The organism is Polaromonas sp. YR568, from assembly GCF_900116715.1.
Classification (GTDB): Bacteria; Pseudomonadota; Gammaproteobacteria; order Burkholderiales; family Burkholderiaceae_C; genus Polaromonas.
In genome coordinates, this window is record NZ_FPBM01000001.1 from 154,170 (window position 1) to 175,019 (window position 20,850).

The 20,850-nt window shown below is 63.6% G+C and carries 20 protein-coding genes; 6 read left to right on the plus strand and 14 right to left on the minus strand.

Annotated elements, in window-relative coordinates:
* Window positions 1-51: 51 nt before the first annotated feature.
* From BM408_RS00685 to BM408_RS00710, 6 genes are all read right to left on the minus strand, one after another.
* Window positions 52-600, minus strand: coding sequence for an NADPH-dependent FMN reductase (locus BM408_RS00685; protein WP_092125926.1), 549 nt, complete (start codon window positions 598-600; stop codon window positions 52-54).
* Between the two features lie 166 nt (window positions 601-766).
* Entirely contained in the window at window positions 767-2,701 is a 1,935-nt protein-coding gene (locus BM408_RS00690; protein ID WP_092125928.1) for a family 2A encapsulin nanocompartment cargo protein cysteine desulfurase, read from the minus strand.
* A gap of 12 nt (window positions 2,702-2,713) precedes the next feature.
* Window positions 2,714-3,646: a family 2A encapsulin nanocompartment shell protein gene (locus tag BM408_RS00695; RefSeq protein ID WP_092125930.1), complete on the minus strand. Its 933-nt coding sequence runs from the start codon at window positions 3,644-3,646 to the stop codon at window positions 2,714-2,716.
* An 80-nt stretch (window positions 3,647-3,726) separates the two neighbouring features.
* Entirely contained in the window at window positions 3,727-3,996 is a 270-nt protein-coding gene (locus tag BM408_RS00700) for a helix-turn-helix domain-containing protein (RefSeq protein WP_092125932.1), read from the minus strand.
* The gene (gene epsC, locus BM408_RS00705) at window positions 3,993-4,934 is read right to left on the minus strand and encodes a serine O-acetyltransferase EpsC (RefSeq protein WP_092125934.1); all 942 of its coding nucleotides are present in this window, start codon (window positions 4,932-4,934) and stop codon (window positions 3,993-3,995) included. Before epsC ends, BM408_RS00700 begins: the two co-directional genes overlap by 4 nt.
* Before the next feature lie 11 nt (window positions 4,935-4,945).
* Window positions 4,946-5,416 carry a rhodanese-like domain-containing protein gene (locus BM408_RS00710; protein ID WP_092125936.1) on the minus strand — a complete coding sequence of 157 codons (471 nt, stop codon included), beginning with the start codon at window positions 5,414-5,416 and terminating at the stop codon, window positions 4,946-4,948.
* 332 nt (window positions 5,417-5,748) lie between these two features.
* Between BM408_RS00710 and BM408_RS00715 the strand changes: the two genes are divergently transcribed.
* Genes BM408_RS00715 through BM408_RS00730 form a run of 4 tightly spaced genes read left to right on the plus strand, consistent with a single transcriptional unit; the run spans window position 5,749 to window position 9,867 of the window.
* Window positions 5,749-6,768 (plus strand): ABC transporter substrate-binding protein, encoded by a 1,020-nt coding sequence (locus tag BM408_RS00715; protein WP_217649405.1) that lies wholly within the window; start codon window positions 5,749-5,751, stop codon window positions 6,766-6,768.
* Window positions 6,765-7,619, plus strand: a complete 855-nt coding sequence (locus BM408_RS00720) for an ABC transporter ATP-binding protein (protein ID WP_092125938.1) — start codon at window positions 6,765-6,767, stop codon at window positions 7,617-7,619. Before BM408_RS00715 ends, BM408_RS00720 begins: the two co-directional genes overlap by 4 nt.
* The gene (locus BM408_RS00725; protein ID WP_092125940.1) at window positions 7,612-8,466 is read left to right on the plus strand and encodes an ABC transporter permease; all 855 of its coding nucleotides are present in this window, start codon (window positions 7,612-7,614) and stop codon (window positions 8,464-8,466) included. The genes BM408_RS00720 and BM408_RS00725 overlap by 8 nt, the downstream gene beginning before the upstream one ends.
* Window positions 8,467-8,514: 48 nt before the next feature.
* Entirely contained in the window at window positions 8,515-9,867 is a 1,353-nt protein-coding gene (locus BM408_RS00730; RefSeq protein WP_092125942.1) for an LLM class flavin-dependent oxidoreductase, read from the plus strand.
* 92 nt (window positions 9,868-9,959) lie between these two features.
* Here BM408_RS00730 and BM408_RS00735 read toward each other — a convergent pair whose 3' ends face one another.
* From BM408_RS00735 to BM408_RS00760, 6 genes are all read right to left on the minus strand, one after another.
* Complete coding sequence (locus tag BM408_RS00735; protein WP_092125944.1) at window positions 9,960-10,913, minus strand: TauD/TfdA dioxygenase family protein; 954 nt, start codon at window positions 10,911-10,913, stop codon at window positions 9,960-9,962.
* 63 nt (window positions 10,914-10,976) lie between these two features.
* Entirely contained in the window at window positions 10,977-12,809 is a 1,833-nt protein-coding gene (locus BM408_RS00740; RefSeq protein ID WP_092125946.1) for a phosphatase PAP2 family protein, read from the minus strand.
* A 194-nt stretch (window positions 12,810-13,003) separates the two neighbouring features.
* Window positions 13,004-14,128 (minus strand): sigma-54 interaction domain-containing protein, encoded by a 1,125-nt coding sequence (locus BM408_RS00745; protein WP_092125948.1) that lies wholly within the window; start codon window positions 14,126-14,128, stop codon window positions 13,004-13,006.
* 33 nt (window positions 14,129-14,161) lie between these two features.
* On the minus strand, window positions 14,162-14,956 hold the full coding sequence (locus BM408_RS00750) for a MetQ/NlpA family ABC transporter substrate-binding protein (RefSeq protein ID WP_092125950.1): 795 nt from the start codon (window positions 14,954-14,956) through the stop codon (window positions 14,162-14,164).
* 119 nt (window positions 14,957-15,075) lie between these two features.
* Window positions 15,076-15,741: a methionine ABC transporter permease gene (locus BM408_RS00755; RefSeq protein ID WP_092125952.1), complete on the minus strand. Its 666-nt coding sequence runs from the start codon at window positions 15,739-15,741 to the stop codon at window positions 15,076-15,078.
* Window positions 15,731-16,807, minus strand: a complete 1,077-nt coding sequence (locus tag BM408_RS00760) for a methionine ABC transporter ATP-binding protein (RefSeq protein WP_092125954.1) — start codon at window positions 16,805-16,807, stop codon at window positions 15,731-15,733. The genes BM408_RS00755 and BM408_RS00760 overlap by 11 nt, the downstream gene beginning before the upstream one ends.
* Window positions 16,808-17,123: 316 nt before the next feature.
* Here BM408_RS00760 and BM408_RS00765 point away from each other — a divergent pair, with 316 nt between their 5' ends.
* Window positions 17,124-17,708, plus strand: coding sequence for a DUF2239 family protein (locus BM408_RS00765; protein ID WP_092125956.1), 585 nt, complete (start codon window positions 17,124-17,126; stop codon window positions 17,706-17,708).
* Entirely contained in the window at window positions 17,705-19,078 is a 1,374-nt protein-coding gene (locus BM408_RS00770; protein WP_092125958.1) for an MATE family efflux transporter, read from the plus strand. Before BM408_RS00765 ends, BM408_RS00770 begins: the two co-directional genes overlap by 4 nt.
* Here BM408_RS00770 and BM408_RS00775 read toward each other — a convergent pair.
* Both BM408_RS00775 and BM408_RS00780 read right to left on the minus strand, forming a co-directional pair.
* The gene (locus BM408_RS00775) at window positions 19,062-19,505 is read right to left on the minus strand and encodes a hypothetical protein (RefSeq protein WP_139237281.1); all 444 of its coding nucleotides are present in this window, start codon (window positions 19,503-19,505) and stop codon (window positions 19,062-19,064) included. The genes BM408_RS00770 and BM408_RS00775 overlap by 17 nt on opposite strands.
* A 91-nt stretch (window positions 19,506-19,596) precedes the next feature.
* Complete coding sequence (locus BM408_RS00780; RefSeq protein WP_092125962.1) at window positions 19,597-20,154, minus strand: hypothetical protein; 558 nt, start codon at window positions 20,152-20,154, stop codon at window positions 19,597-19,599.
* Window positions 20,155-20,850 lie beyond the last annotated feature (696 nt).

A 20,850-nucleotide genomic window follows, 5' to 3' on the forward strand; every position in this document is an offset into this window, starting at 1 on the left:
GGCCCTGGCTAAAGCCTCGCCTCAAATACCTGCTTTTGTATCTGGCGCTGCTCAGGCGTGTTTTTTGACCCAGTCCACATAGGCGTCGACCCAGCCTTGCAAAAACTTGCGGCTCGCCTCGCCGATATTGCCGTCGGCGTCATACAGGCCTTCCTTGTTGTGGATGAAGGCCTCGGGCTGTCCCAGCGTGGGCGCATTCAGGTAAGCCAGGATATTGCGCAGGTGCTGCTGCGACAGTGCCGTGCCGATGGGGCCGACGGACGCGCCGATCACGCCTGCCGGCTTGCCGTTCCAGGCGCTTTGGCCATAGGGGCGCGACGCATGGTCGATGGCGTTTTTCAGCACGCCGGGAATCGAGCGGTTGTATTCAGGCGTGGCAAACAGCAGGCCCTGCGCCGCGTTGATCTCGCCTTTAAGCCGGAGGACTGAAGCGGCCTGATTCGCGTCGTCGTCCTGGTTGTAGGGTGGCAGGTCGTCAATGCGCACATGGGTGAAGCTGAAATCCGCGGGGAACAGCTTTTCAAGCGCCCTGGCGAGCTTTTTGTTGAACGAGTCCTTGCGGATGCTGCCGACGATGACGGCGATGTTGTATTGGGCCATGGGGTTCTCCAGAAAAGATGGAAGGGGAAAAGGGGAAGAGAGGAAGTGAAGGGAAGAAAGGCGAAAGAAAAATGCCAGACCTCATATGTAAGGCATTTTCGAAAACCCTGCTGTAGGACGGCAAGCTAACCGACCTTTACACCCCATCTTCCCTGCTCTCTGCCCCTCACCCCGCGCGCCGCTGCCCCGCCAGCCGCTTGACGACCGCGACCAGCCGGTCTATCTCGTCAAAAGTGTTGTAGAAGGCCAGCGACGGCCGCACCGTGGTCTCGACCCCAAAGCGCCGCAGGATCGGTTGCGCGCAATGGTGGCCTGTGCGCACGGCAATGCCCTCTTCATTGAGCGCATGGCCGACTTCTTCGGTGCTGTAGCCCGCCAGCACAAACGACATCACGCTGGCCTTGTCGGCCGCGGTGCCGATCAGGCGTACACCCGGGATGGCGCCAAGCTGCTGCATGCCGTAGACCAGCAGATCGTGTTCATAACGTGCGATGTTTTCAATGCCGATGCGGTTCACATAGTCGATGGCAGCGCCCAGGCCCACCGCATCGGCGATGTTGCCGGTGCCGGCTTCGAACTTGTTGGGAATCGGCTGGAACACGGTTTTTTCAAACGTGACATCGGCAATCATGTTGCCGCCGCCCTGCCAGGGCGGCATGTCTTCCAGCACCTCGCGCCTGCCCCAGACCACGCCGATGCCGGTGGGGCCAAAGACCTTGTGGCCCGAGAAAACAAAGAAGTCCGCGCCCAGCGCCTGCACGTCCACCCGCATGTGCGAGACCGACTGCGCGCCGTCCACCAGCGCCTTGGCGCCGGCGCGGTGCGCCATCTCGACAATCTCTTTCACAGGCACCACGGTACCCAGCGCGTTGGAGACCTGCGTGACGGCCACGATCTTGGTGCGGTCGTTCAGCAGCTTGCGGTATTCGTCCAGCAGCACCTGGCCCGAATCGTCGACCGGGATCACGCGCAGCTTGGCGCCCTTGGCGGCGGCGAGCTGCTGCCACGGCACGATGTTGGCGTGGTGCTCCAGGTTGCTGACGATGATCTCGTCGCCCTCGCCTACGTGCTGGCCGCCCCAGCTTTTGGCCACCAGGTTGATGGCCTCGGTGGTGCCGCGCACAAAGATCACTTCATTCACGTCAGGCGCGTTGATGAACTTCTTCACCCGCTCGCGAGCGCCTTCATAGGCGTCGGTGGCGCGCGCGGCCAGCTCATGCGCCGCGCGGTGGATGTTGGAGTTCTCGTGCTCGTAGAAATGCGAAATCCGGTCTATGACGGACTGCGGCTTGTGCGTGGTCGCGGCGTTGTCGAACCACACCAGCTGCCGGCCATTGACGCGCTCCTGCAGGATGGGAAAGTCGCGGCGCACCGCATGCACATCAAACGCCGGATGCGCCGACTGGCCTGCCAGCGGCACGGTGGCGTGCGGCGCGGGTTTGGCGGGCGTGACGTAGCCCGTGGGCAGCACCACTGAATCAACGAAGTAGAACTTCGGCTCGGTGGGTGCGGCTTCTGGGGGCTGCGCCGCTTGCGCGGGCCCATAAACGGACGGCACGCCGGGCTGGCTGAAAGGCAAGCTCGCCAGGCCATCGAGGCCGGCATCGCGCCCGTCCGCGCTGGGCTGGCCATGCCGATCACCGAGGAAATAGTAGGGCGCGGCGCCCGTAGGCGGCTGCGCAGCCGCGGCAGCTTCTGGCACGCCCACTGCAGCGCCGCCAATGCGCGGCTCATACGCAGGCAACACGCTGACAGCCGTGTCGGGCACACCGTTGCCGGCCGCCGCATGCGGCAGCAAGGCCGGTGCCCGGTTGGCCAGCGAAGGCAGTTGCGCCGGTGATGCCGGAATCAGGTTGCTGCCGGGAATCTGCCCTTGCGGGATCGGCGTGCCCGGAACGCCTGGGCCAAAGCCCGCGGGGCTGGCCAGGGGCGAGCCCGGCGGCGCCAGGTGCAAAGGCCCCTGCACGCCCGGCACGGGCGATGCGGGCAGCGTGGGCGCCTCGCCCGGCAAGGCCGCAAACAAGGCGGTGGCCATGCGTGACAGCAATGCCGTATCGATAGGCGACTCAGGCTGCACGGCCTGGGGAGTGGAAGCGAGCATGTTCACCGCGCTTTATTTATAGGTATCGGGGTAGTCGTGGTATTTGCCGATCTCGACGTCGTCTAGCACCGCCAGCGCATCGGTGGTCAGCACCGCGAGCGAGCAATACAGCGAGATCAGGTAAGACGAGATCGCATGGTTGTTGATGCCCATGAAGCGCACCGACAGGCCCGGGCTTTGTTCGCCGGGTAGGCCCGGCTGGAACAAACCGACCACGCCCTGGCGCTTGTCGCCCACACGCAGCAGCAAAATCTTGCTCTTGCCGTCAGCCACCGGTACCTTGTTCGAAGGGATCAGCGGAATGCCGCGCCAGGTGATGAACTGCGAGCCGAAGAGGCTGACCGTGGGCGGCGGCGTGCCGCGGCGCGTGGCTTCACGGCCAAAGGCGGCAATGGCCAGCGGGTGCGTGAGGAAGAAGGCGGGTTCCTTCCAGACCTTGGTCAGCAGCTCGTCCAGGTCGTCGGGCGTGGGCGCGCCGGTCAGCGGGAAGATGCGCTGCTCGTCCGTGACTTGCGCCAGCAGGCCGTAGTCCGGGTTGTTGATGAGCTCGCTTTCCTGGTTTTCCTTGATGGTCTCTATCGTCAGGCGCAGTTGTTCCTTGATCTGGTCGTGCGGGCTGCTGTAGAGGTCGGAGATGCGGGTGTGCACGTCCAGCACGGTGCTGACGGCGTTGAGGAAAAATTCGCGCGGCGCTTCCTCGTAGTCGACAAAGGTGCGCGGCAGCTGGTTTTCTTCTTCGCGTGCGGTGCATTTGACCTTGATCGACTCCGGGTTCTTGACCTTGTTGAGGCGGTAGATACCGGCCTCGACAGGCACCCATTGCAGCAGGTGGGTCAGCCAGCGCGGCGAGATGGTCTCGAGTTGCGCTGTGGTTTTGGTTGCATTGGCTAGTTGCCGCGCGGCGTTATCGCCGAGTGCGGTGGTTCCGCCCACTGTTGCCGACATAGAAAAACTCCCTCGTTGGAAAAAACAAAGCTACAAAGAAAAATCAATGGGCTGCAGTGTCGTGGGCCAGTGGGCAGGCTTCAACATGCTATAGCCATCAAGTTGATGCCGCGCACCAGATTGGCCTGGCTGATGGCCTCACCGCGCGTGACCAGCGACGAGGGCGACATGCCCAGCGCCACCGCGAGTTTTTCGACCGTGACCAGCGAAGCAATCGCCCTGCCCCGCTCGATCTCGCCCACATAGGAGCGGTTGAGGTCCGAGCGTTCGGCCAGCCCTTCCTGCGACCAGCCCTGAGCCTCGCGCGACTGGCGCACCGCGATGCCGAAGCTTTCAACCAGCGCCGTCATATCAGTGCGCTCCCGAGTGTTTGCGCTGCGGCCTCCACACCGGCCGAGTCGCGCGAGACGGCCTGCGTGACATTGCCGCCTGCCGGCACGTCATAAGTGATCCACACATTGCCGCCTATCACCGCCCCCTTGCCCAAGGTGACCCGGCCCAGGATGGTGGCACCAGCGTAGATCACCACGTCGTCTTCCACAATGGGGTGGCGCGGCAGGCCTTTTTGCAGCTTGCCCTCCAGGTCTTTCGGAAAACGTTTGGCGCCTAGCGTGACGGCCTGGTAGAGGCGCACACGCTGGCCGATCACGGCGGTCTCGCCGATCACAACGCCCGTGCCGTGGTCGATAAAAAAGCCGGGGCCGATCTGGGCACCCGGATGAATGTCTATGCCGGTCTGTGAATGCGACAGCTCGGCCGCAATGCGCGCCAGCAGCGGCAGGCCCAGCTTATAGAGCTGGTGCGCCAGGCGGTGGTGGATCATTGCCAGCACGCCCGGGTAGCACAGCAGCACTTCGTCAACGCTGCGGGCGGCGGGGTCGCCGTTGTAGGCGGCCAGCACATCGCTGTCCAGCAACTGGCGGATGCCGGGCAAGGCGCCGGCAAAGCTGCGCGCGGCCAGCAGCGCTTCTGTTTCGATATCGGCATCGCCCCGGCCCTGGTGGCGCGCGCTGTAGGTCAGCTCCAGCCGCACCTGCGCAAGCAGCCCGTGCAGGGCCGAGTCCAGCGTATGGCCAACGTAAAAGTCTTCACTCTCCTGGCGCAAGTCAGGCGGGCCCAGCCGCATCGGAAAGAGTGCGCCCTTGAGCGCTTCGATCACCTGGGCCAGCGCGTCACGCGAAGGAAACTCGCGCCCACCCGGCTCACGTGAACGCTTTTGCGATTCACGCCACTGGCACCGCACCGCATGCAGGTCGCCCACAATCTGGTTGACATCAAACACCGCCATGGCAACCTCCCTCAGTCCTGTTCCCAGGGCAGGCCCCGGAAGCGCCAGCCGTCGGCCACACCGCGATGCTGCTGCGCATCGATCTCGCCTTCAAAGCCTTCGAGCACGTTGTAGACCTGCGTGAAACCGGCCTTGGCTGCCGCCTCTGCCGCCAGCGCCGAGCGCTTGCCGCTGCGGCACAGCAAAAGCACCACGGCCTCCTTGCCGCCCACCTTGGCTTCAAGCTCACGCACAAAGCGCGGGTTGCGCGTCAGCGCCGTGCCGGTGGCCCAGGCCACATGAAGGCTGCCGGGCACATGGCCGACAAACTTGCGCTCTTCACCCGAGCGCACGTCGACCAGCAAGGCCTCGCCCGACGAAAAAAGCTGCCATGCGAGTTGTGGCGGCACACCGCCGGCATAGGGCAAGCCAGCTTGCTGCGCGGCTTCGCGCGCCTCTTCCAGCGCCTGAGGCAAAACCAGTTCGGATGTTTCAGAAGGCATCGTCGTTCCCTGAGCAGTCGTTCAAAGTTGTTTCCATACAGCCCGGATCAGCCGCCATTTCGATGGGGATGGGCAGCAGCCGGGGCCCATGAAACGGACTCTAGGTGGCGCGATTCAAAACGCCAAAGAATAAAAACGAGCTTCTTAAAACCGAAATCATCTTTAAGACCGAGGTGCGCCAAAGCGCGCAGGCACTGTCAGTCGATCAGCAGGCAACTGCATCGAATGCAGCAGCCGGGCTGCTTAAACCCGCGAAATCCCCCGAAATAGGCCCTGAATCACTGGCATGGATGCTGCGTTGTCGAGCGCGTCAACCACTCTCTCTTCATGCCATGACCATCACTCGCTTCCTCGGCCTTGCCGCTTTGTCTCTCGGTTTGTTTGCCACGCAGGGCCATGCCGCCCCACCGCTTGAGAAAACCGAAATCCGCTACCAGGGCTGGGCCGGCCAGGTCACCTGGATAGAGCTGGCCGAGGAGCTGGGCTACCTCGCACCGCTCAAGGCCAAGTGGGTGGGCAACACCATCAGCGGCCCGCAAGACATCCAGAGCGTGGTCACTGGCGACGTTGACCTGGGCGGCGCCTTCAACGGCGCGGTCGTCAAGCTGCTGGCCAAGAAGGCGCCGATCAAGGCCGTGCTGGGTTACTACGGCGTAGACGAGAACACTTACAGCGGCTACTACGTCAAAGACGACAGCCCCATCAAATCGGCGCGCGACCTGCTCGGCAAAAAGGTCGCGGTGAACACGCTGGGCGCCCACCATGAGTTCATGGTCCGTGAATACCTGGACCGCGCCAAGCTGAGCGACGCCGAGGCCAAGCAGGTGACCCTGGTGGTCACGCCGCCCGTCACCGGCGAGCAGGCGCTGCGCCAGGGCCATGTGGAGGTCACCACGCTGGGCGGCGTGCTGCGCGACAAGGCGCTGGAGCGCGGCGGTATACACCCGCTGTTTACCGACCGCGCTCTGTACGGCAACTTCACCGCGGGAACCATCGTCCTGCACAACAAATTCATCGAGCAAAACCCCAACACCAGCCGCCACCTGGTGTCGGCGCTGGCACGCTCCATCGAGTGGGCCCGCAACACACCGGCCGCCGAGGTGCGTGCGCGCTTTGTCAAAGTCATTGAAGCCCGCAAGCGCGCCGAAAGTGCCGACACCATCCAGTACTGGAAAAGCACCGGCGTGGCGGGAACCGGCGGCGTGATCAAAGACAGCGAACTGCAGATCTGGATCAACTGGCTGGTCAAGGACGGCCTGCTCAAGCCCGGCCAGGTCAAGCCCGCAGACCTCTACACCAACGCCTTCAACCCCTACTTCAACAACGCCGAAAAACTGGCGGCCGCCAAATGAGCACCGCCAAGATCCGTTTTGAAAACGTCAGCAAGGAGTTCACCGTGCGCGCGGACGACGGCGGCGCCGCAAAGCGCTTTGTCGCGGTGCATGACGTCACGCTGGAGGTGAAGCCGGGCGAATTCCTGGTGCTGGTCGGGCCCAGCGGCTGCGGCAAGTCGACGCTGCTCGATTTGCTGGCCGGCCTGGCGCTGCCCACCAGCGGCCGCGTGCTGATCGACGGCAAACCCGTGACAGGCCCGGCGCGTGACCGCGGCGTGGTGTTCCAGCAATACGCCCTCTTCCCCTGGCTGAGCGCACTCGACAACGTGGCCTTCGGCCTGGAAGTTGCAGGCGTGGGCAAGCGTGCCCGGCGTGAGAAGGCCGCGCACTACCTGGCGCTGGTGGGCCTGACCGACTTTGCCAACCGCTTTCCGCATGAGCTCTCGGGCGGCATGAAGCAGCGCGTGGCCATTGCGCGCAGCCTGGCTTACGAGCCCGAGGTGCTGCTGATGGACGAGCCTTTCGCCGCACTTGACGCACAGACGCGTGAAACGTTGCAGGAAGAGCTGGTCGAGATCTGGCAACGCACCGGCAAGACGATTGTGTTTATCACCCACGGCATCGACGAAGCCGTGGTGCTGGGCCAGCGCGTGGCGATCATGACCACGCGGCCCGGCCGCATCAAGCAGATCGTGGACATCCCCGAATCCCTGCGGGCCGACACCGACGACGTGCGCTCGCTGCCGCTCTTTGGCGAGCTGCGCCACGAGATCTGGTCGCTGCTGCATGACGAAGTCGCCTCGGCCCGCCAGGAGCGCCGTGCGCGCATTGCCTCACAACCCGAAAAGAAAGAACACGCCCATGTCTGAGATTGCCCTGAACGCGGGAACACATGCCACCGCCCAGCAAGCACTGCTGCTGAAAACGCCACCGGTCTGGCTGCGGCTTTACCACCAGTTGGCCAACGCCACCTGGCGCTCCGGCCTGATCGTCGCGCTGGCCTTGCTGTGGGAGCTGGCGCCGCGGCTCGGCCTGACCGACCCGACCTTCCTGCCGCCGCTGAGCGAAGTACTGGCCGCCGGCTGGACGCTGGCGTTGAACGGCCAGCTCTGGGAACACACTTCCATCAGCCTGGCGCGCTCGCTGGGCGGCTTGCTTCTGGCCATTGTGCTGGCCATTCCGCTGGGCCTGGCCATAGGCTGGTACCAGCGCCTGGGCAATGCGCTGAATCCGCTGATCGAGCTGCTGCGCAACACCGCACCGCTGGCCCTGCTGCCGGTATTCCTCTTGCTGCTGGGTATTGGCGAGGTGTCCAAGGTCTCCATCGTGGTCTACGCCTGCGCCTGGCCGCTCTTGCTCAACACCATCTCGGCGGTGCGGCAGGTTGACCCGCTGCTGGTGAAATCGGCGCGCACCATGGGTGCGACATCTCGCCAGCTGTTCCTCAAAGTGATACTGCCGGCGTCTGTACCGACCATCTTTGTGGGCATACGACTGGCGGCTGCCTCCGCCATGCTGGTGCTGATCGCCGCCGAGATGGTGGGCGCCAAGGCCGGGCTGGGCTACCTGATCATTTACGCCCAGTTCAGCTTCCTGATTGCCGACATGTACTTCGGGATCATCGCCATCACCGCCATAGGCGTAGCAGTGAACTTTGCGCTGCAGAAGCTGGAGAGCCACTTCACCGCATGGAAGCCGGCGCCTGCCCGCCACTAAACACCTGATTGACTGACATACAGACTGACAGAAACAGAAAGACATCTCATGACACAACGCAAACTGCGCCTGGGCGCTTTCATCATGGCCACCGGCCATCACATCGCCGCCTGGCGGCATCCCGGCTCACAAGTGGATTCGGGCGTCAACATCGACCACTACATCGAGGTGGCCCAGATCGCCGAGCGCGGCCTCTTTGACCAGGTCTTTGTGGCCGACAGCCCAGGCATGGCTTTTCACGGCGACGACGAAGCCTTCAGCCGCCAGGGCCGGGTGTCTTACTTTGAACCGGTGACTTTGTGGGCTGCGCTCTCGGCCGTGACCAAACACGTCGGCTTTGTGGCAACAGCATCGACCACCTATGAAGACCCCTTCCTGCTGGCGCGCAAGTTCTCCTCGCTCGACCACCTGAGCAAGGGCCGCGCCGCCTGGAACGTAGTGACCACGGGCGCTGACAACGTGTACGGCAACTTTGGCCTGGACAAGCACCCCGAGCCCGCCGTGCGCTATGAGCAGGCCCATGAATTCATCGATGTGGTCAAGGGCCTGTGGGACAGCTTTGAAGACGACGCCTTCTTCCGCGACCCGGCATCAGGCAAATACTTCGACCCGGCCAAGGTGCATGCGATCAACCACTCGGGCAAGTACTTCAAGGTCAGCGGCCCGCTGAACCTGGAGCGCCCGCCGCAGGGCTACCCGGTGATCGTGCAGGCAGGTTCGTCCGAGCCCGGCCGTGAGCTGGCCGCGGCGTCGGCCGAAGCCATTTTCACCGCCTGGACCAGCCTGGCCGAGGCGCAGGCTTTCTACCGCGATGTGAAGGGGCGGCTGGCCAAATACGGCCGCCGGCCCGAGCAATTGCTGGTGCTGCCCGGCATCTCCCCAGTGGTCGGCCGCACGCAGGCAGAAGCCGACGCCAAGTGGGCCGAGCTGCAAAAGCTGATCCACCCCTCCGTGGGCCTGAACACGCTGCACACCTTCTGGCCCGGTGAAGATTTGTCGAAGTGGGACCTGGACGCGCCGCCGCCCTACATCCCCGAGCCGCCGCCCGGGCAAAACAGCCGCGCCCATGTGGTGCTGGAGCTGGCCCGGCGCGACAAGCTCACCGTGCGCCAGCTCTATGAATACCTGGCCGGCGCGCGCGGCCACTGGGTGGTGGTGGGCACGCCGCAAACCATTGCCGACAAGATGCAGGAGTGGTTTGAAAACGGCGCGGCCGACGGCTTTAACGTGATGCCGCCGGTGCTGCCTGAGTCGCTCAATGATTTTGTCGAGCTGGTGATTCCAGAGTTGCAGCGGCGCGGCCTCTTTCGCACCGAATACGAAGGCAGCACCCTGCGCGAAAACCTGGGCCTGGACCGGCCGGCCAACCAGTTCACCGTCAAGGCGCAAAAGGTCGCCTGATGCCCGTTTAAACCAATTGCTCCGTGTCCCAGTGGGTGGGATTTTCAGGGCCTGCGGTTTCACGCCGCAGGCCTTTTTTTTCGCACGTGCTTTTAAGCAGCGACAGGCACCGGCGCTGCCGGGCTCTTGCCGGCGCCATCAGGCTGCACAGCCTTTCCATGCAACACTGAGCGCCGGCCATCGACGCTGACAGGCACATCGCCCGCCAACGTCACGCGGCGCACCACGCGGTGCTGGTCGCCGTAGTCGTTGATGGCGTAATGCTGCGTGGCGCGGTTGTCCCAGATCACCACGTCGCCCTGTGTCCAGCGCCAGCGCACGGTGTTCTCCAGGCGGATGATGTGCTCCTGCAGCACCGACAGCAGGTGTTGCGAGTCGGTGCTGGAGTAACCCACCAGCTTCTTGACGAAATGGCCCAGCACCAGCGCGCGCTCACGGGTTTCAGGGTGCACGCGCACCACCGGGTGCTCGGCTTCATGCAGGGTGCGGGTGAAGACCTCGCGGTAGTGCTTCGCACCTTCGTCAGAGATATCTTTCTCCGGGCGATGCGCGGCGTAGTCGTAATCGTTGCCGTGCACGGCCCAAAGCTTGTCGGCCAGCTCGCGCAGCGCCGGCGGCAGGCCCTGGTAGGCAGCGGCCGTATTGGCCCAGACCGTGTCGCCGCCCCAGGGCGGGATCACCACGCCGCGCAGCACAGAGATCTTGGGCGGCGCCACCGCAAAGGTTACGTCGGTATGCCAGGAGTTGGCGCGGCCGCCGTGGGCCGAGTCCAGCTCCAGGATATAACCCGTGCCCTGGCGCGAGGGCACCGTCGGGTGCGGCACCGGATCGCCCAGCCGCTGCGCGAACGCCTCTTGCGCCGCATCGTCCAGATGCTGCTGGCCGCGCAGAAAAAGCACCTTGTGTTTGAGCAACGCCTGGTTGAGCGCGACCACGGTGTCGCCGGAGATTTCGGCCGACAAGCGCAGGCCGCGCACTTCAGCGCCAATGCGGCCGGCGACCGGCGTGATGTCAAGAACAGGAGGGGATGAATGAACTTGGGTCATGGGGTGCCTTTCGTTGGGGGAAATAAGAGGAAGTGGCAAGAGGACGTGACGCAGGCCGCGTGTTCAGACAATGGCTCGCGTACCGTCGAAACGCGTGAAAGAAAAACCTTCAAAGGGCTCACGAAAGCTGGCCTTCTGTTCGCGCAGCAGGCTGATGACCAGCGCCTCACCCTGGGCATAAGAGGCTGCCGCGTCTGAGCGCCAGTGGATGCCGGCCCACGATCGCCCGGAGCCGTAGTTCAGTGCCAGCTTGTTGAGTTCGCCGCCTATGGTCAGCGGCGGGCCCTGGTAAGGGATCAGCCGCGTCGGGTCGGCCGGGTCGGGTTGCACCGGGTTGGGAAACGGCCGCGACTCGTCATAAAAGGCCTTGAGCAGCGTGGCCGTGACCGCGCCGATGATGGCGGCACCGCCCGGGTAGGAGGAATGGATGGGCGCGCCTTCGGGGTAGACGTGCGAGAGCAGAAAGCTGCCGTTCTTTGCGCGGCTGCGTTCCAGCGCCTGCGAGCCCAGCAGCGCCGCGTGGACCGGGTAGTCGCTGACGCCATTGGCCAGCCGGTGATGCACCAGGCCACCAAATGCTTCAGGCCGCAGCACGCGCTGGGCATACCACTTCTGGTAGTAGTTGATGCGGATGCCCAGCGAAGCGGCCAGCGAAAGAATCGACTGGAAGTAAGCCGCGCCGAAGGTGCCGGAGGCGCCGCCCTGCGTCTTCGACGTCAGATAGGGATTGTTGGGCGCCAGTGGAATCTGCGCCCCTGAATAGATTCCGCCGTAGCCCGCATCGGCGGACGCCGGCGTGCTGAGCAGCTGGTTGCCGATGTAACTGAAGGCTGCCGCGGCATGGGCGTAGGTGGCCAGGTCGCGCCCGGTAGCGATATAGCGCAGGGTCGGGTCCTGGGTGATTCGCCCGCGCGGCGCATTGCCGTTTTGCACATGCAGCCATTCATCGTAGTTCGTCAAAAACTCGTTGGCCGGGGTGTAGGTGCGAATGCGGGCAGACAGGCTCTGCGGCCCGAAGGGCACGTCGCGGTACAGGAACTGCGAAATCACCGGACCGTCCACCACGCCCGGCGGTGTGGCCCAGCGGCCGGTGCGGCCGCTGGGGTCCTTCGCATCGACATAAAACGCCGCGCCGCGAAACAGGGTCTGCGGTGTCACGCGGCCGTTGATTTTGGGGCCATTAAAATCCGGCGCGCGGCTGAGCTCTTCGGCGGCCAGCAACACGTCCTTGTGGGTCGTGCCCTCGCGGTATTCGCTTAGGGGCACGTCGCGCAGCAGTGATTTCCAGTACAGCTCAATGGCCTCACTGGCGCGGGCCGCGCTGGCCAGTGCAGGGGCAGGCGGCAAGCTGAATTGCCCGGCGTTCAGCCCGTCAAGGCTGACGGCCAGCGTGCCCACCGGGTTGAGCAACTTGCGCGTGCCGCCTAGCGGGATCTTCTCGAAGTCGGCCGGCTCGCGCGACGCAAATGCTGCGGTGGCAAGTTTCCATGCGGCCGGGTCCACCTCGCCGCGGGCGTTGTGCGGCAAAGCGCGGCTATCCGAACCTATCCGGTCCGGGTAGCGGTCTTCATCGCCATTGGTGGGATGCGGCGGGACGGGCACCTCGGCGTTGGCCCTGGCTAGATCGGTACGCAAGGCCAATGTGCGCTGGCGAAAGCGTTCGTCATAGGCATCGGCCGCCGTGGCACTGCCTTGTGCTGCCTGTGCCGCCGCGGGCAGCGCGGTCAACAGCAGTGACGGGGCCGCGGCTCCGGTGGCCAGGCCGGCGAGGCTGGCGCCGGCCTGGCCCAGAAAACCTCGCCGTGGGACGCTCTGCGGTGCGCCGCCGGAATCGCCAGCGCTTGTTGTGGTCGTTGGGGTTGTTGGGCTTGTTTTGGTCGTGGTGTTCTGAGACATGAAGGCCTTGAAAAATAGACGAATGAGTGAACGGTGTCATTCAGCTATTGCAGAAGGCATGCCAAAGAAATCGGCCTGTATCGAGAGGATCTGGCGTCCGGCTGCTGCATAACAAGCACCGCCATGACGGATGGCAGCAGTGCGCCCATCACCTTGCGCAAAATGCAGCAGCGCAAGGGCCGCTGGGCAGTGGGTCAGCCTGCGGTTGCGGGAGCTGCTGGCTCAGAAAGGTCATGGCCGGCATCGAGCAGGCCATGACGCTTGAGCAGCGTGCGCAGCACATTGCGCGACAGGCCGAGCTGGCGCGCGGTGTGCACCTGGTTGCCGCCGCACAATTCAAAGGCGGTTTTGACAAGAGTCTCTTCGACCTTGTTGAACAAATCCGGTTGGGCGGCGTGCAAGCGCTGTAGGAACACCTCGCGCAGCGCATCGATGGCGGGAGCCGCAGCGATGGCCGTGTCTGCGGCCTGCGCCGCTGCCGTAGCGGGGAGCGGCCTGCCCCCGCGCGATGCGCCCGCGACGGAACGCTGGATCACCTGCAGATCCACCGCGGTCAACCTGCTTGCGGGCGCTACGATCAAGGCGTAGTGCACGACGTTTTCAAGTTCGCGGATATTGCCGGGCCAGTCGTGCGCCAGCAAAGCCTGCTCGGCATCAGGCGCCAGGCTGGCGCCGGTGATGCCCAGGCGGGCCGAATAGTTGGCCAGGAAATGGCGCGCCAGCGGCAGGATGTCGCCGGGGCGTTCATACAGCGGGCGCAACTCCAGCGTGGCGACGCTGATGCGGTAATAAAGGTCGGCACGAAAGTGGCCTGCCGCCACCGCATTGCGCAGGTCGACGTTGGTGGCGGCGATCAGCCGCACATCCAGCGGAATGGGCTTGCGTGAGCCCAGGCGCACCACCTGGCGCTCTTGCAGCACGCGCAGCAGCTTGACTTGCAGGGCCAGTGGCAGGTCGCCGATCTCGTCGAGAAACAGCGTGCCGCCGTTGGCCGATTCAAACCAGCCCGCGCGCGCCTGCGATGCGCCGGTGAAGGCGCCGCTTTCATGGCCGAACAGTTCGGCATCAATCAACGCTTCGCTGAAGGCGCCGCAGTTCACCGCGAGAAAAGGCCCACGCCGCCCGCTGCCCTGGTGCACGCGGCGCGCCAGCAACTCCTTGCCGGTGCCGGTCTCGCCTATCACCAGCACGGTGGCGTCGGTGGGCGCGACCTGCTCGACACGCTCAAGCAAGGCGACCGAGCCCGGATCCTCGAACACCAGCGCCTTGGCGCGTATGGACAAGGCCCCGGCGTCGGGAAGCGTCAGCAGGTGCGACATGCGCGTGCGTCCGCAGCGGTTTTGTGGCGCGGTTTAGAAGCCGGCGAGCACGGCGCCCTTGAACTCGGCCTGCACGTACTTGCGGATTTCTTCCGAGTGGTAGGCCTTCACCAGTTTGGCGACCCATGGCTTGTCTTTGTCTTGCTCACGCACAGCCAGCAGGTTGACGTAAGGCGACTTGGCCGCTTCCTGGGCAATGGCGTCCTTGGGGTTCAGGCCGGCCGACAGCGCGTAGTTGGTGTTGACGGCCGAGGCGTCCAGGTCGTCCAGCGAGCGTGGCAGCTGGGCGGCGTCGAGCTCAACAAACTTGAGCTTCTTCGGGTTCTCGATCACGTCCAGCGGCGTGGCTTTGAGGCCGGCGTCGGGTTTGAGCTTGATCAGGCCCTTGTCTTGCAACACCAGCAGCACGCGGCCGCCATTGGTCGGATCGTTAGGGATGCCGAAGCGTGCGCCTTCTTTCAGCTCGGCCAAGCTCTTGACCTTCTTGGAGTAGAGGCCGATCGGGAAGTTGACGGTGTAGCCGACATTGACGATCTTGTAGCCGCGGTCTTTGACTTGCTGGTCGAGGAAGGGCTTGTGCTGGTAGCTGTTGCCGTCCAGGTCGCCGGCGGCGAGTGCGGCGTTGGGCTGGATGTAGTCGCTGAATTCAACGATCTGGATTTTCAGGCCGTCTTTTTCGGCAATCTTTTTGACCTGCTCAAAAATCTGGGCGTGCGGGCCGGCGGTGACGCCTATCTTCAGCGGCTTGTCTTGTGCGAGCACGGCAACGGGCAGCGATACGGCCAGCGCGAAGGCGGCGGCGGACTGGATGAGGGTGCGTTTGTTCATGGTGTTTCCTTTGGATCAATTGAGAAATGGCTGTCTTTTTGTTGTGTCCCCTCTTCTCCCGGGAGGAAGAAATTCAGGGAGTCAACATCGCCGCTGAAAATGCAGGTGGGGCGTCATGTTCATTTGTGGCTCAACCGGCGCACGGCCCAATCGCCCAGGCTTTGCACCGCCTGCACAAAGAGAATCAGCACCAGCACCACAGCCAGCATGACTTCAGGCAAAAAGCGCTGGTAGCCATAGCGGATGCCCAGGTCACCCAGGCCGCCACCGCCGATGGCTCCGGCCATGGCTGAATAACCGGTGAGGCTCACAAAAGTGATGGTCAGGCCCGCGACGATGCCGGGCAGCGCCTCGGGCAGCAAGACTTTGAGCACGATTTGCCGCGTGGTCGCGCCCATGGCCAGCGCGGCTTCAATCAGGCCGTGATCGACTTCGCGCAGCGAGGTTTCCACCAGCCGCGCGATAAAGGGCGCGGCCGCAATCGTGAGCGGCACCACGGCAGCCGCCGTGCCGATGGAAGAACCCGTGAGAAAGCGCGTCAGCGGAATGATGGCTACCAGCAGGATGATGAAAGGCGTGGAGCGCACGGCGTTCACGATGCCGCCGACTACACGGTTGGTGGCCGCGTTCTGCAACACCCCGCCCTGGTCCGTCAGGCGCAAAAACACGCCCAGCGGAACGCCGATGACCGCGCCCACCAGACCCGAGATACCGACCATGACGATGGTCTCCCACAGCGAGCTGACAAAGAGCTCGAGCAGGGCCTGAGAAAAATTACTGAACATGGGCCAAGCCTCCAGGCAATCCGTGCAGCTCTGCACCGACTTCATCGACATGCACACCCGCGCCGCGCAAGTGCGCCACTGCCGCGTTGAGCTGCTCGCGCGCGCCGCGCGCAAACACCGCGAGCGAGCCGAAAGGCTTGCCCTGAATCTCGTCGACCTGGCCATGCACGATAGAAAGGTCAATACCGAAGCGGCGAATCACATCCGACAGCAGCGGCCGGTCTGATTCGTCGCCTGCAAATGCGAGGCGCAACAACTGCCCTTCTTCGGCGTGCTCGGCGCTCATCAGCGTGCGTATGCGCGCCAGCACACTGTCGGGCAACTCTTGCGGCACGATCTCGGCGATCAGGCTGCGGGTGGTTTCGTGTTGGGGGCGGGTGAAGACGTCAATCACCGGCCCGCTCTCGACAATGCGGCCGGCATCGATCACCGCCACACGGTCCGCCACCTGCTTGATGACCTGCATCTGGTGCGTGATCAGCACGATGGTCAGGCCAAACTCCTTGTTGATTTGCCGCAGCAGGCCGAGGATGGAGCGCGTGGTTTCCGGGTCCAGCGCGGAAGTCGCTTCGTCAGACAGCAGCACCTTGGGCCTGTTGGCCAGTGCGCGCGCAATGCCGACGCGCTGCTTTTGCCCGCCGCTGATCTGCGCCGGGTAGCGGTCTGCCAAAGCGCTCAGGCCCACCAGCTCCAGCAGTGGGCCGACGCGCGCCTTGATCTCGTCGGCAGACAGGCCGGCGATTTCAAGCGGCAAGGCCACGTTGCCGTACACCGTGCGGGACGACAGCAAATTGAAGTGCTGAAAGATGATGCCGATGTCGCGGCGCGCCACGCGCAGTGCGTCGCCGTTCAGCGAGGTCAACTCGCGCCCGCCCACCAGCACCTGGCCTTCGGTGGGCCGGTTCAGCAGGTTGATCACCCGCACCAGCGAACTTTTACCTGCGCCGCTGCGGCCGATGATTCCGTAGACCTCGCCTGGCTGGATGTGAAGGTCCACGCCCCTGAGCGCCTGGACCGGCCCCGTGGGGCCCTTGTACGTTTGAAAAATTCCCTTGAGCTCGATCATGAAATCCGCTGGCCCTCTTCGCCGCCATGTGTGCCGCAAGCTTTCTTGTGGAAAGTGCTGGCTTTTTTTGAACAGGTAGGGAATGTAAAGGCCTGAATCTCAAACTCAAAAGAATATTAAATAGGTTATTTAGATTAATTTCGACTATTGAATAGTGATAACACTTAATTACACCCGGCTTAAATTTATCTGGACAATTTATACCCGGGTGTTATAGAATTTATTCACCCGGATGAAATTCATCTGCTTCTTGGCCCTTTTTTGGCCTTTTCTCAACAGTTTCCGAACACTTTCTGGACGCTTTAACGCGCTTCTTATGTCATCTGTTTCCTCACCTGATACTCCGCCTCGTCTGGTCGCCTTCTCAGGCTTTCGCCAGGTCGCCGCCGGCGACCGCACGCAGGTCATCCACGCGCTGCGCAAACTCTTCACTACGGAAGAAACGCTGCTCCGCGTTTTCAACGACGCGACTGGCGAGCGCATCGACCTGGATCTGCGCCCCGAGGCTGAACCAACGCCCTCGCCTGCCCCGGCCGAAGAAACCGTTGCAACCCGCCCGGTGGGCCGGCCCAAGCTCGGTGTGGTGGCGCGTGAGGTCACGCTGCTGCCGCGCCATTGGGAATGGCTGGGCAGCCAGCCTGGCGGTGCGTCGGTCACCCTGCGCCGCCTCATCGACGAATCCCGCAAGGCCAGCGAAGGCCGTGTCAGCGTACGTGCCTCGCGTGAAAACGCCTACCGCTTCATGAGCGAGATGGCCGGCGACTTTGCAGGCTTTGAAGAAGCCACCCGCGCGCTGTTTGCGGGCGACAAAATCAAATTTGAAGACCTTGTCGCGCCCTGGCCTGAAGACGTACGCCTGCAGCTGGCAAAGCTCGCCGCCACCAGCTGGAGCGCCGCATGAAGCCGCCCGCCGGCAAAGCCCTGAGCGACAGTGTGCCGATGTGGAAGACCTTCGCGGCCTTCCTCGGCCCCATGTTGCTGAGCAATATCCTGCAGTCGCTCTCGGGCACGATCAACAACATCTACATCGGGCAGATGATTGGCGTGGGCGCGCTCGCGGCCGCGACCAGCTTTTTTCCCATCATGTTTTTCTTTATTGCCTTCACCATCGGGCTGGGCGCGGGGGCAGCGGTGCTGATCGGCCAGGCCTGGGGCGCGCGTGATACGGGCAAGGTCAAGGCCGTGGCCGGCACGGCGCTGACGGTGGGCGCGGGCTTTGGCCTCTTGGTAGCGGTCTTTGGCGGCACCTTCACGGCGCCCTTGCTGAAGGCGCTGGGCACACCGCCCGACATCCTGGCCGACACAACGCTGTATGCCCGCATCATGCTAATGGCCATGCCGGCGCTGTTTGTCTTCCTGCTGTCGACCTCCATGCTGCGCGGCGTGGGTGATACGGTGACACCGCTTTACACCCTGTGCATTTCAACGGCCTGCGGCCTCATCGTGACGCCCGCGCTCATCCTGGGATGGGGCGGACTGCCCAAGCTGGGCGTGGCCAGCAGCGCCATTGCCACCATCGTGTCCTTTATCGTCGCGGCCGGCTGGCTGGCCTGGCGCCTGCACCGCATCAAGAGCCCGCTGGCGCCCGACGCCGAATTCAGGCGGCACCTGCGCGTGAATCCGGCCATCCTCAAGACCGTGCTCAAAGTCGGTGTGCCCACCGGCGTGCAGCTGATCGTTATCTCTCTGGCAGAGATTGCGCTGCTCTCGCTGGTCAACGGCTACGGCTCCAGCGCCACCGCGGCGTACGGCGCGGTGAACCAGGTGGTGGCCTATGTGCAGTTCCCGGCGATTTCGATCGCCATCACCGCCTCCATCCTGGGCGCGCAAGCCATTGGCGCAGGCCGCACCGACAAGCTGGGCGCCATCACGCGCACAGGCCTGCAGATGAACCTGGCGCTGACCGGCGTGCTGGTGCTGCTGGGTTATTTGTTCTCGCGCCACCTGATGGGCTTTTTCATCACCAGCGAGCCGGTAATCGAGCTGTCGCAAACCCTGCTGCACATCATGCTGTGGAGCAGCGTGGTCTTCGGCATGCAGGGCGTGGTGTCGGGTGTGATGCGCGCCAGCGGCACGGTATGGGTGCCCATGGGGATTTCGATCTTCTGCATCGCATTGATCGAAGTGCCTGTGGCGTGGTTCATGAGCCACCGCATCGGCATCAACGGGATCTGGATGGCCTACCCGGTGACCTTTGTGGCGATGCTGGGCTTGCAGACCGCGTATTACCGCCTGGTGTGGCGCAAGCAGGCGATCAGGCGGCTGATTTGAACTGCACGGGGGCAGCCGCCTTTTGGCCGCTGCCCATGCGGCCCGGCAGCAAGGGGTAACCCAGGCGCCGGGACCGCTGAGCTGGCTCAGGCGCAAGGCCCGCCGGGCGGCTGTCGGCAAACTCGGGCAAATGCTCGGCCAGTGGCTCAAAGCGGCTCACGATCCCCGGGCACACCCAGTGGCGCACCCAGCGCGCCATGGCGATACGGGGGTCGCCGATGCGAAGGCTGTCGGCAAAACGCGGGCTTTTGAAGGAGCGCGCCACATGCCGCTCCACCAGCGGCGTGGCCTCATCGGCCACCCAGTCCAGAAAGCCGGGGGACATCTTGAGGCGGCTTGCCTTGACCAGCTCTATCACCAGGCTGTCCAGCGCGGCAACGGCCAGGATGGAAGCTTCTTCGGCGGAAATGGGGTGGCTGCGGATCATGGTGATGCGGGAAAACGGAAGGTTTATCTTGCCCGCGCAAGATGACACCTTCATGTCTATACAAGCGCCGCCAAAGCAAACGCCGCCAAAGTCATTGTTCGGGCGGCAGCAGCATGGCAATGCGCTCACTCAGCCCATCCGCCCTGTCGGGGCCGGCGATTTCCTCAACATTGAGGATGATGTCGCGGGCAATCGCCATCATGGCCTCACGGCTGCGCGCCTCACGCAGCTGGTCCCGGTAGTGCGTTGCCAGCGCGGGCATCTTCCTCACAAACATGCGCTCGCAGATGTCGAACAGAAACATGCGGGTGGTCGCCAGAGAGCGCTTGCCTTCAAAGTTGTCGCTGCCGGCCTGGGCCGGCTCTTCGGCCAGCGGCGCGGGCCGCGTGGGCGTGGCGCTCTGCGCGGGCGCCTCCGGAGCCGCCGGAACCGACGGCGCAGCAGAGGCAACACTTGCCGTGGCGGGCACCAGGTACCCGCCGGCAATCAGCTTTTTCAGGATGCTGCCATCGTCCTGCAGCAAGGCCTGCATTTCACTCTCGGTCTTGCGGCCGTCCGCCAGAAAAAGCGCCGAGCGCTCACGAAGGTTGAGCACGCGCTCCTTCGAGACCAGCTCAAGCTTTGCTTTTTCGGTTTTTTGCAGAGGCATGCAGCGCGCACGTTCGGAGTTGTAAGGACATGTGAACGTTAGGGGGTGCGCGTGTCCGGTTCGTGACATCGGTCTCTGTGAGTGCTGCCGCGAGGTAAAGATGTTTTTTTCTTTGGTGGTTCGGGGTGGGGGAACAGTTACTTGCGGGGGGTGGTGGTGTCATGGCGTCGACATTGTTTCGATGTACAGCTGTTTGCGTTTGATGAGGGTTATGAGTTGGTCGTTTGTTTGATCGTGGAAAAGCTGCTGGCCGGGGGTTGCCCGGCAGCAAGTAACTTTCTTTTGCTTCGCCAAAAGAAAGTCACCAAAGAAAAGGCGACCCGCAGTCTGGGTCCCTACGCTTCGCTTCGGGCAACCTGCGGTGCTCGAGCCAAGCGGGGTCAAAAACAACTCGCCTTCGGCTCAAACAAGTTTTTGCCCTGATCCGCTTGTCTCTGCGCTCCTCGGCCCAGCCAGGACGGGGCAATCGGGAGCGGGAACCGAAGACAGAAATACCAAAGACAAATACCAACAAGGACTCGCCATGGCGAGTCCTTGTTTCTTCAGGTATTCGGGTTTCTGTCTTCGGCTGTTTGGTATTCGGTATTGGTATTCCTGTCTCCACCCCCTTCTGTATGCGCCGAGGAGCGGAGGTCCAGACGGATAAGGGCAAAAACTTGTTTGAGCGTAGCGAGTTGTTTTTGACCCCGTCTGGAC

What these genes read in the sequence shown, in the direction of transcription:
- BM408_RS00685 (WP_092125926.1), bottom strand. Translation starts at nt 600, where the DNA reads ATGGCCCAATACAACATCGCCGTCATCGTCGGCAGCATCCGCAAGGAC.
- BM408_RS00690 (WP_092125928.1), bottom strand. Translation starts at nt 2,701, where the DNA reads ATGCTCGCTTCCACTCCCCAGGCCGTGCAGCCTGAGTCGCCTATCGAT.
- BM408_RS00695 (WP_092125930.1), bottom strand. Translation starts at nt 3,646, where the DNA reads ATGTCGGCAACAGTGGGCGGAACCACCGCACTCGGCGATAACGCCGCG.
- BM408_RS00700 (WP_092125932.1), bottom strand. Translation starts at nt 3,996, where the DNA reads ATGACGGCGCTGGTTGAAAGCTTCGGCATCGCGGTGCGCCAGTCGCGC.
- epsC (WP_092125934.1), bottom strand. Translation starts at nt 4,934, where the DNA reads ATGGCGGTGTTTGATGTCAACCAGATTGTGGGCGACCTGCATGCGGTG.
- BM408_RS00710 (WP_092125936.1), bottom strand. Translation starts at nt 5,416, where the DNA reads ATGCCTTCTGAAACATCCGAACTGGTTTTGCCTCAGGCGCTGGAAGAG.
- BM408_RS00715 (WP_217649405.1), top strand. Translation starts at nt 5,749, where the DNA reads ATGACCATCACTCGCTTCCTCGGCCTTGCCGCTTTGTCTCTCGGTTTG.
- BM408_RS00720 (WP_092125938.1), top strand. Translation starts at nt 6,765, where the DNA reads ATGAGCACCGCCAAGATCCGTTTTGAAAACGTCAGCAAGGAGTTCACC.
- BM408_RS00725 (WP_092125940.1), top strand. Translation starts at nt 7,612, where the DNA reads ATGTCTGAGATTGCCCTGAACGCGGGAACACATGCCACCGCCCAGCAA.
- BM408_RS00730 (WP_092125942.1), top strand. Translation starts at nt 8,515, where the DNA reads ATGACACAACGCAAACTGCGCCTGGGCGCTTTCATCATGGCCACCGGC.
- BM408_RS00735 (WP_092125944.1), bottom strand. Translation starts at nt 10,913, where the DNA reads ATGACCCAAGTTCATTCATCCCCTCCTGTTCTTGACATCACGCCGGTC.
- BM408_RS00740 (WP_092125946.1), bottom strand. Translation starts at nt 12,809, where the DNA reads ATGTCTCAGAACACCACGACCAAAACAAGCCCAACAACCCCAACGACC.
- BM408_RS00745 (WP_092125948.1), bottom strand. Translation starts at nt 14,128, where the DNA reads ATGTCGCACCTGCTGACGCTTCCCGACGCCGGGGCCTTGTCCATACGC.
- BM408_RS00750 (WP_092125950.1), bottom strand. Translation starts at nt 14,956, where the DNA reads ATGAACAAACGCACCCTCATCCAGTCCGCCGCCGCCTTCGCGCTGGCC.
- BM408_RS00755 (WP_092125952.1), bottom strand. Translation starts at nt 15,741, where the DNA reads ATGTTCAGTAATTTTTCTCAGGCCCTGCTCGAGCTCTTTGTCAGCTCG.
- BM408_RS00760 (WP_092125954.1), bottom strand. Translation starts at nt 16,807, where the DNA reads ATGATCGAGCTCAAGGGAATTTTTCAAACGTACAAGGGCCCCACGGGG.
- BM408_RS00765 (WP_092125956.1), top strand. Translation starts at nt 17,124, where the DNA reads ATGTCATCTGTTTCCTCACCTGATACTCCGCCTCGTCTGGTCGCCTTC.
- BM408_RS00770 (WP_092125958.1), top strand. Translation starts at nt 17,705, where the DNA reads ATGAAGCCGCCCGCCGGCAAAGCCCTGAGCGACAGTGTGCCGATGTGG.
- BM408_RS00775 (WP_139237281.1), bottom strand. Translation starts at nt 19,505, where the DNA reads ATGATCCGCAGCCACCCCATTTCCGCCGAAGAAGCTTCCATCCTGGCC.
- BM408_RS00780 (WP_092125962.1), bottom strand. Translation starts at nt 20,154, where the DNA reads ATGCCTCTGCAAAAAACCGAAAAAGCAAAGCTTGAGCTGGTCTCGAAG.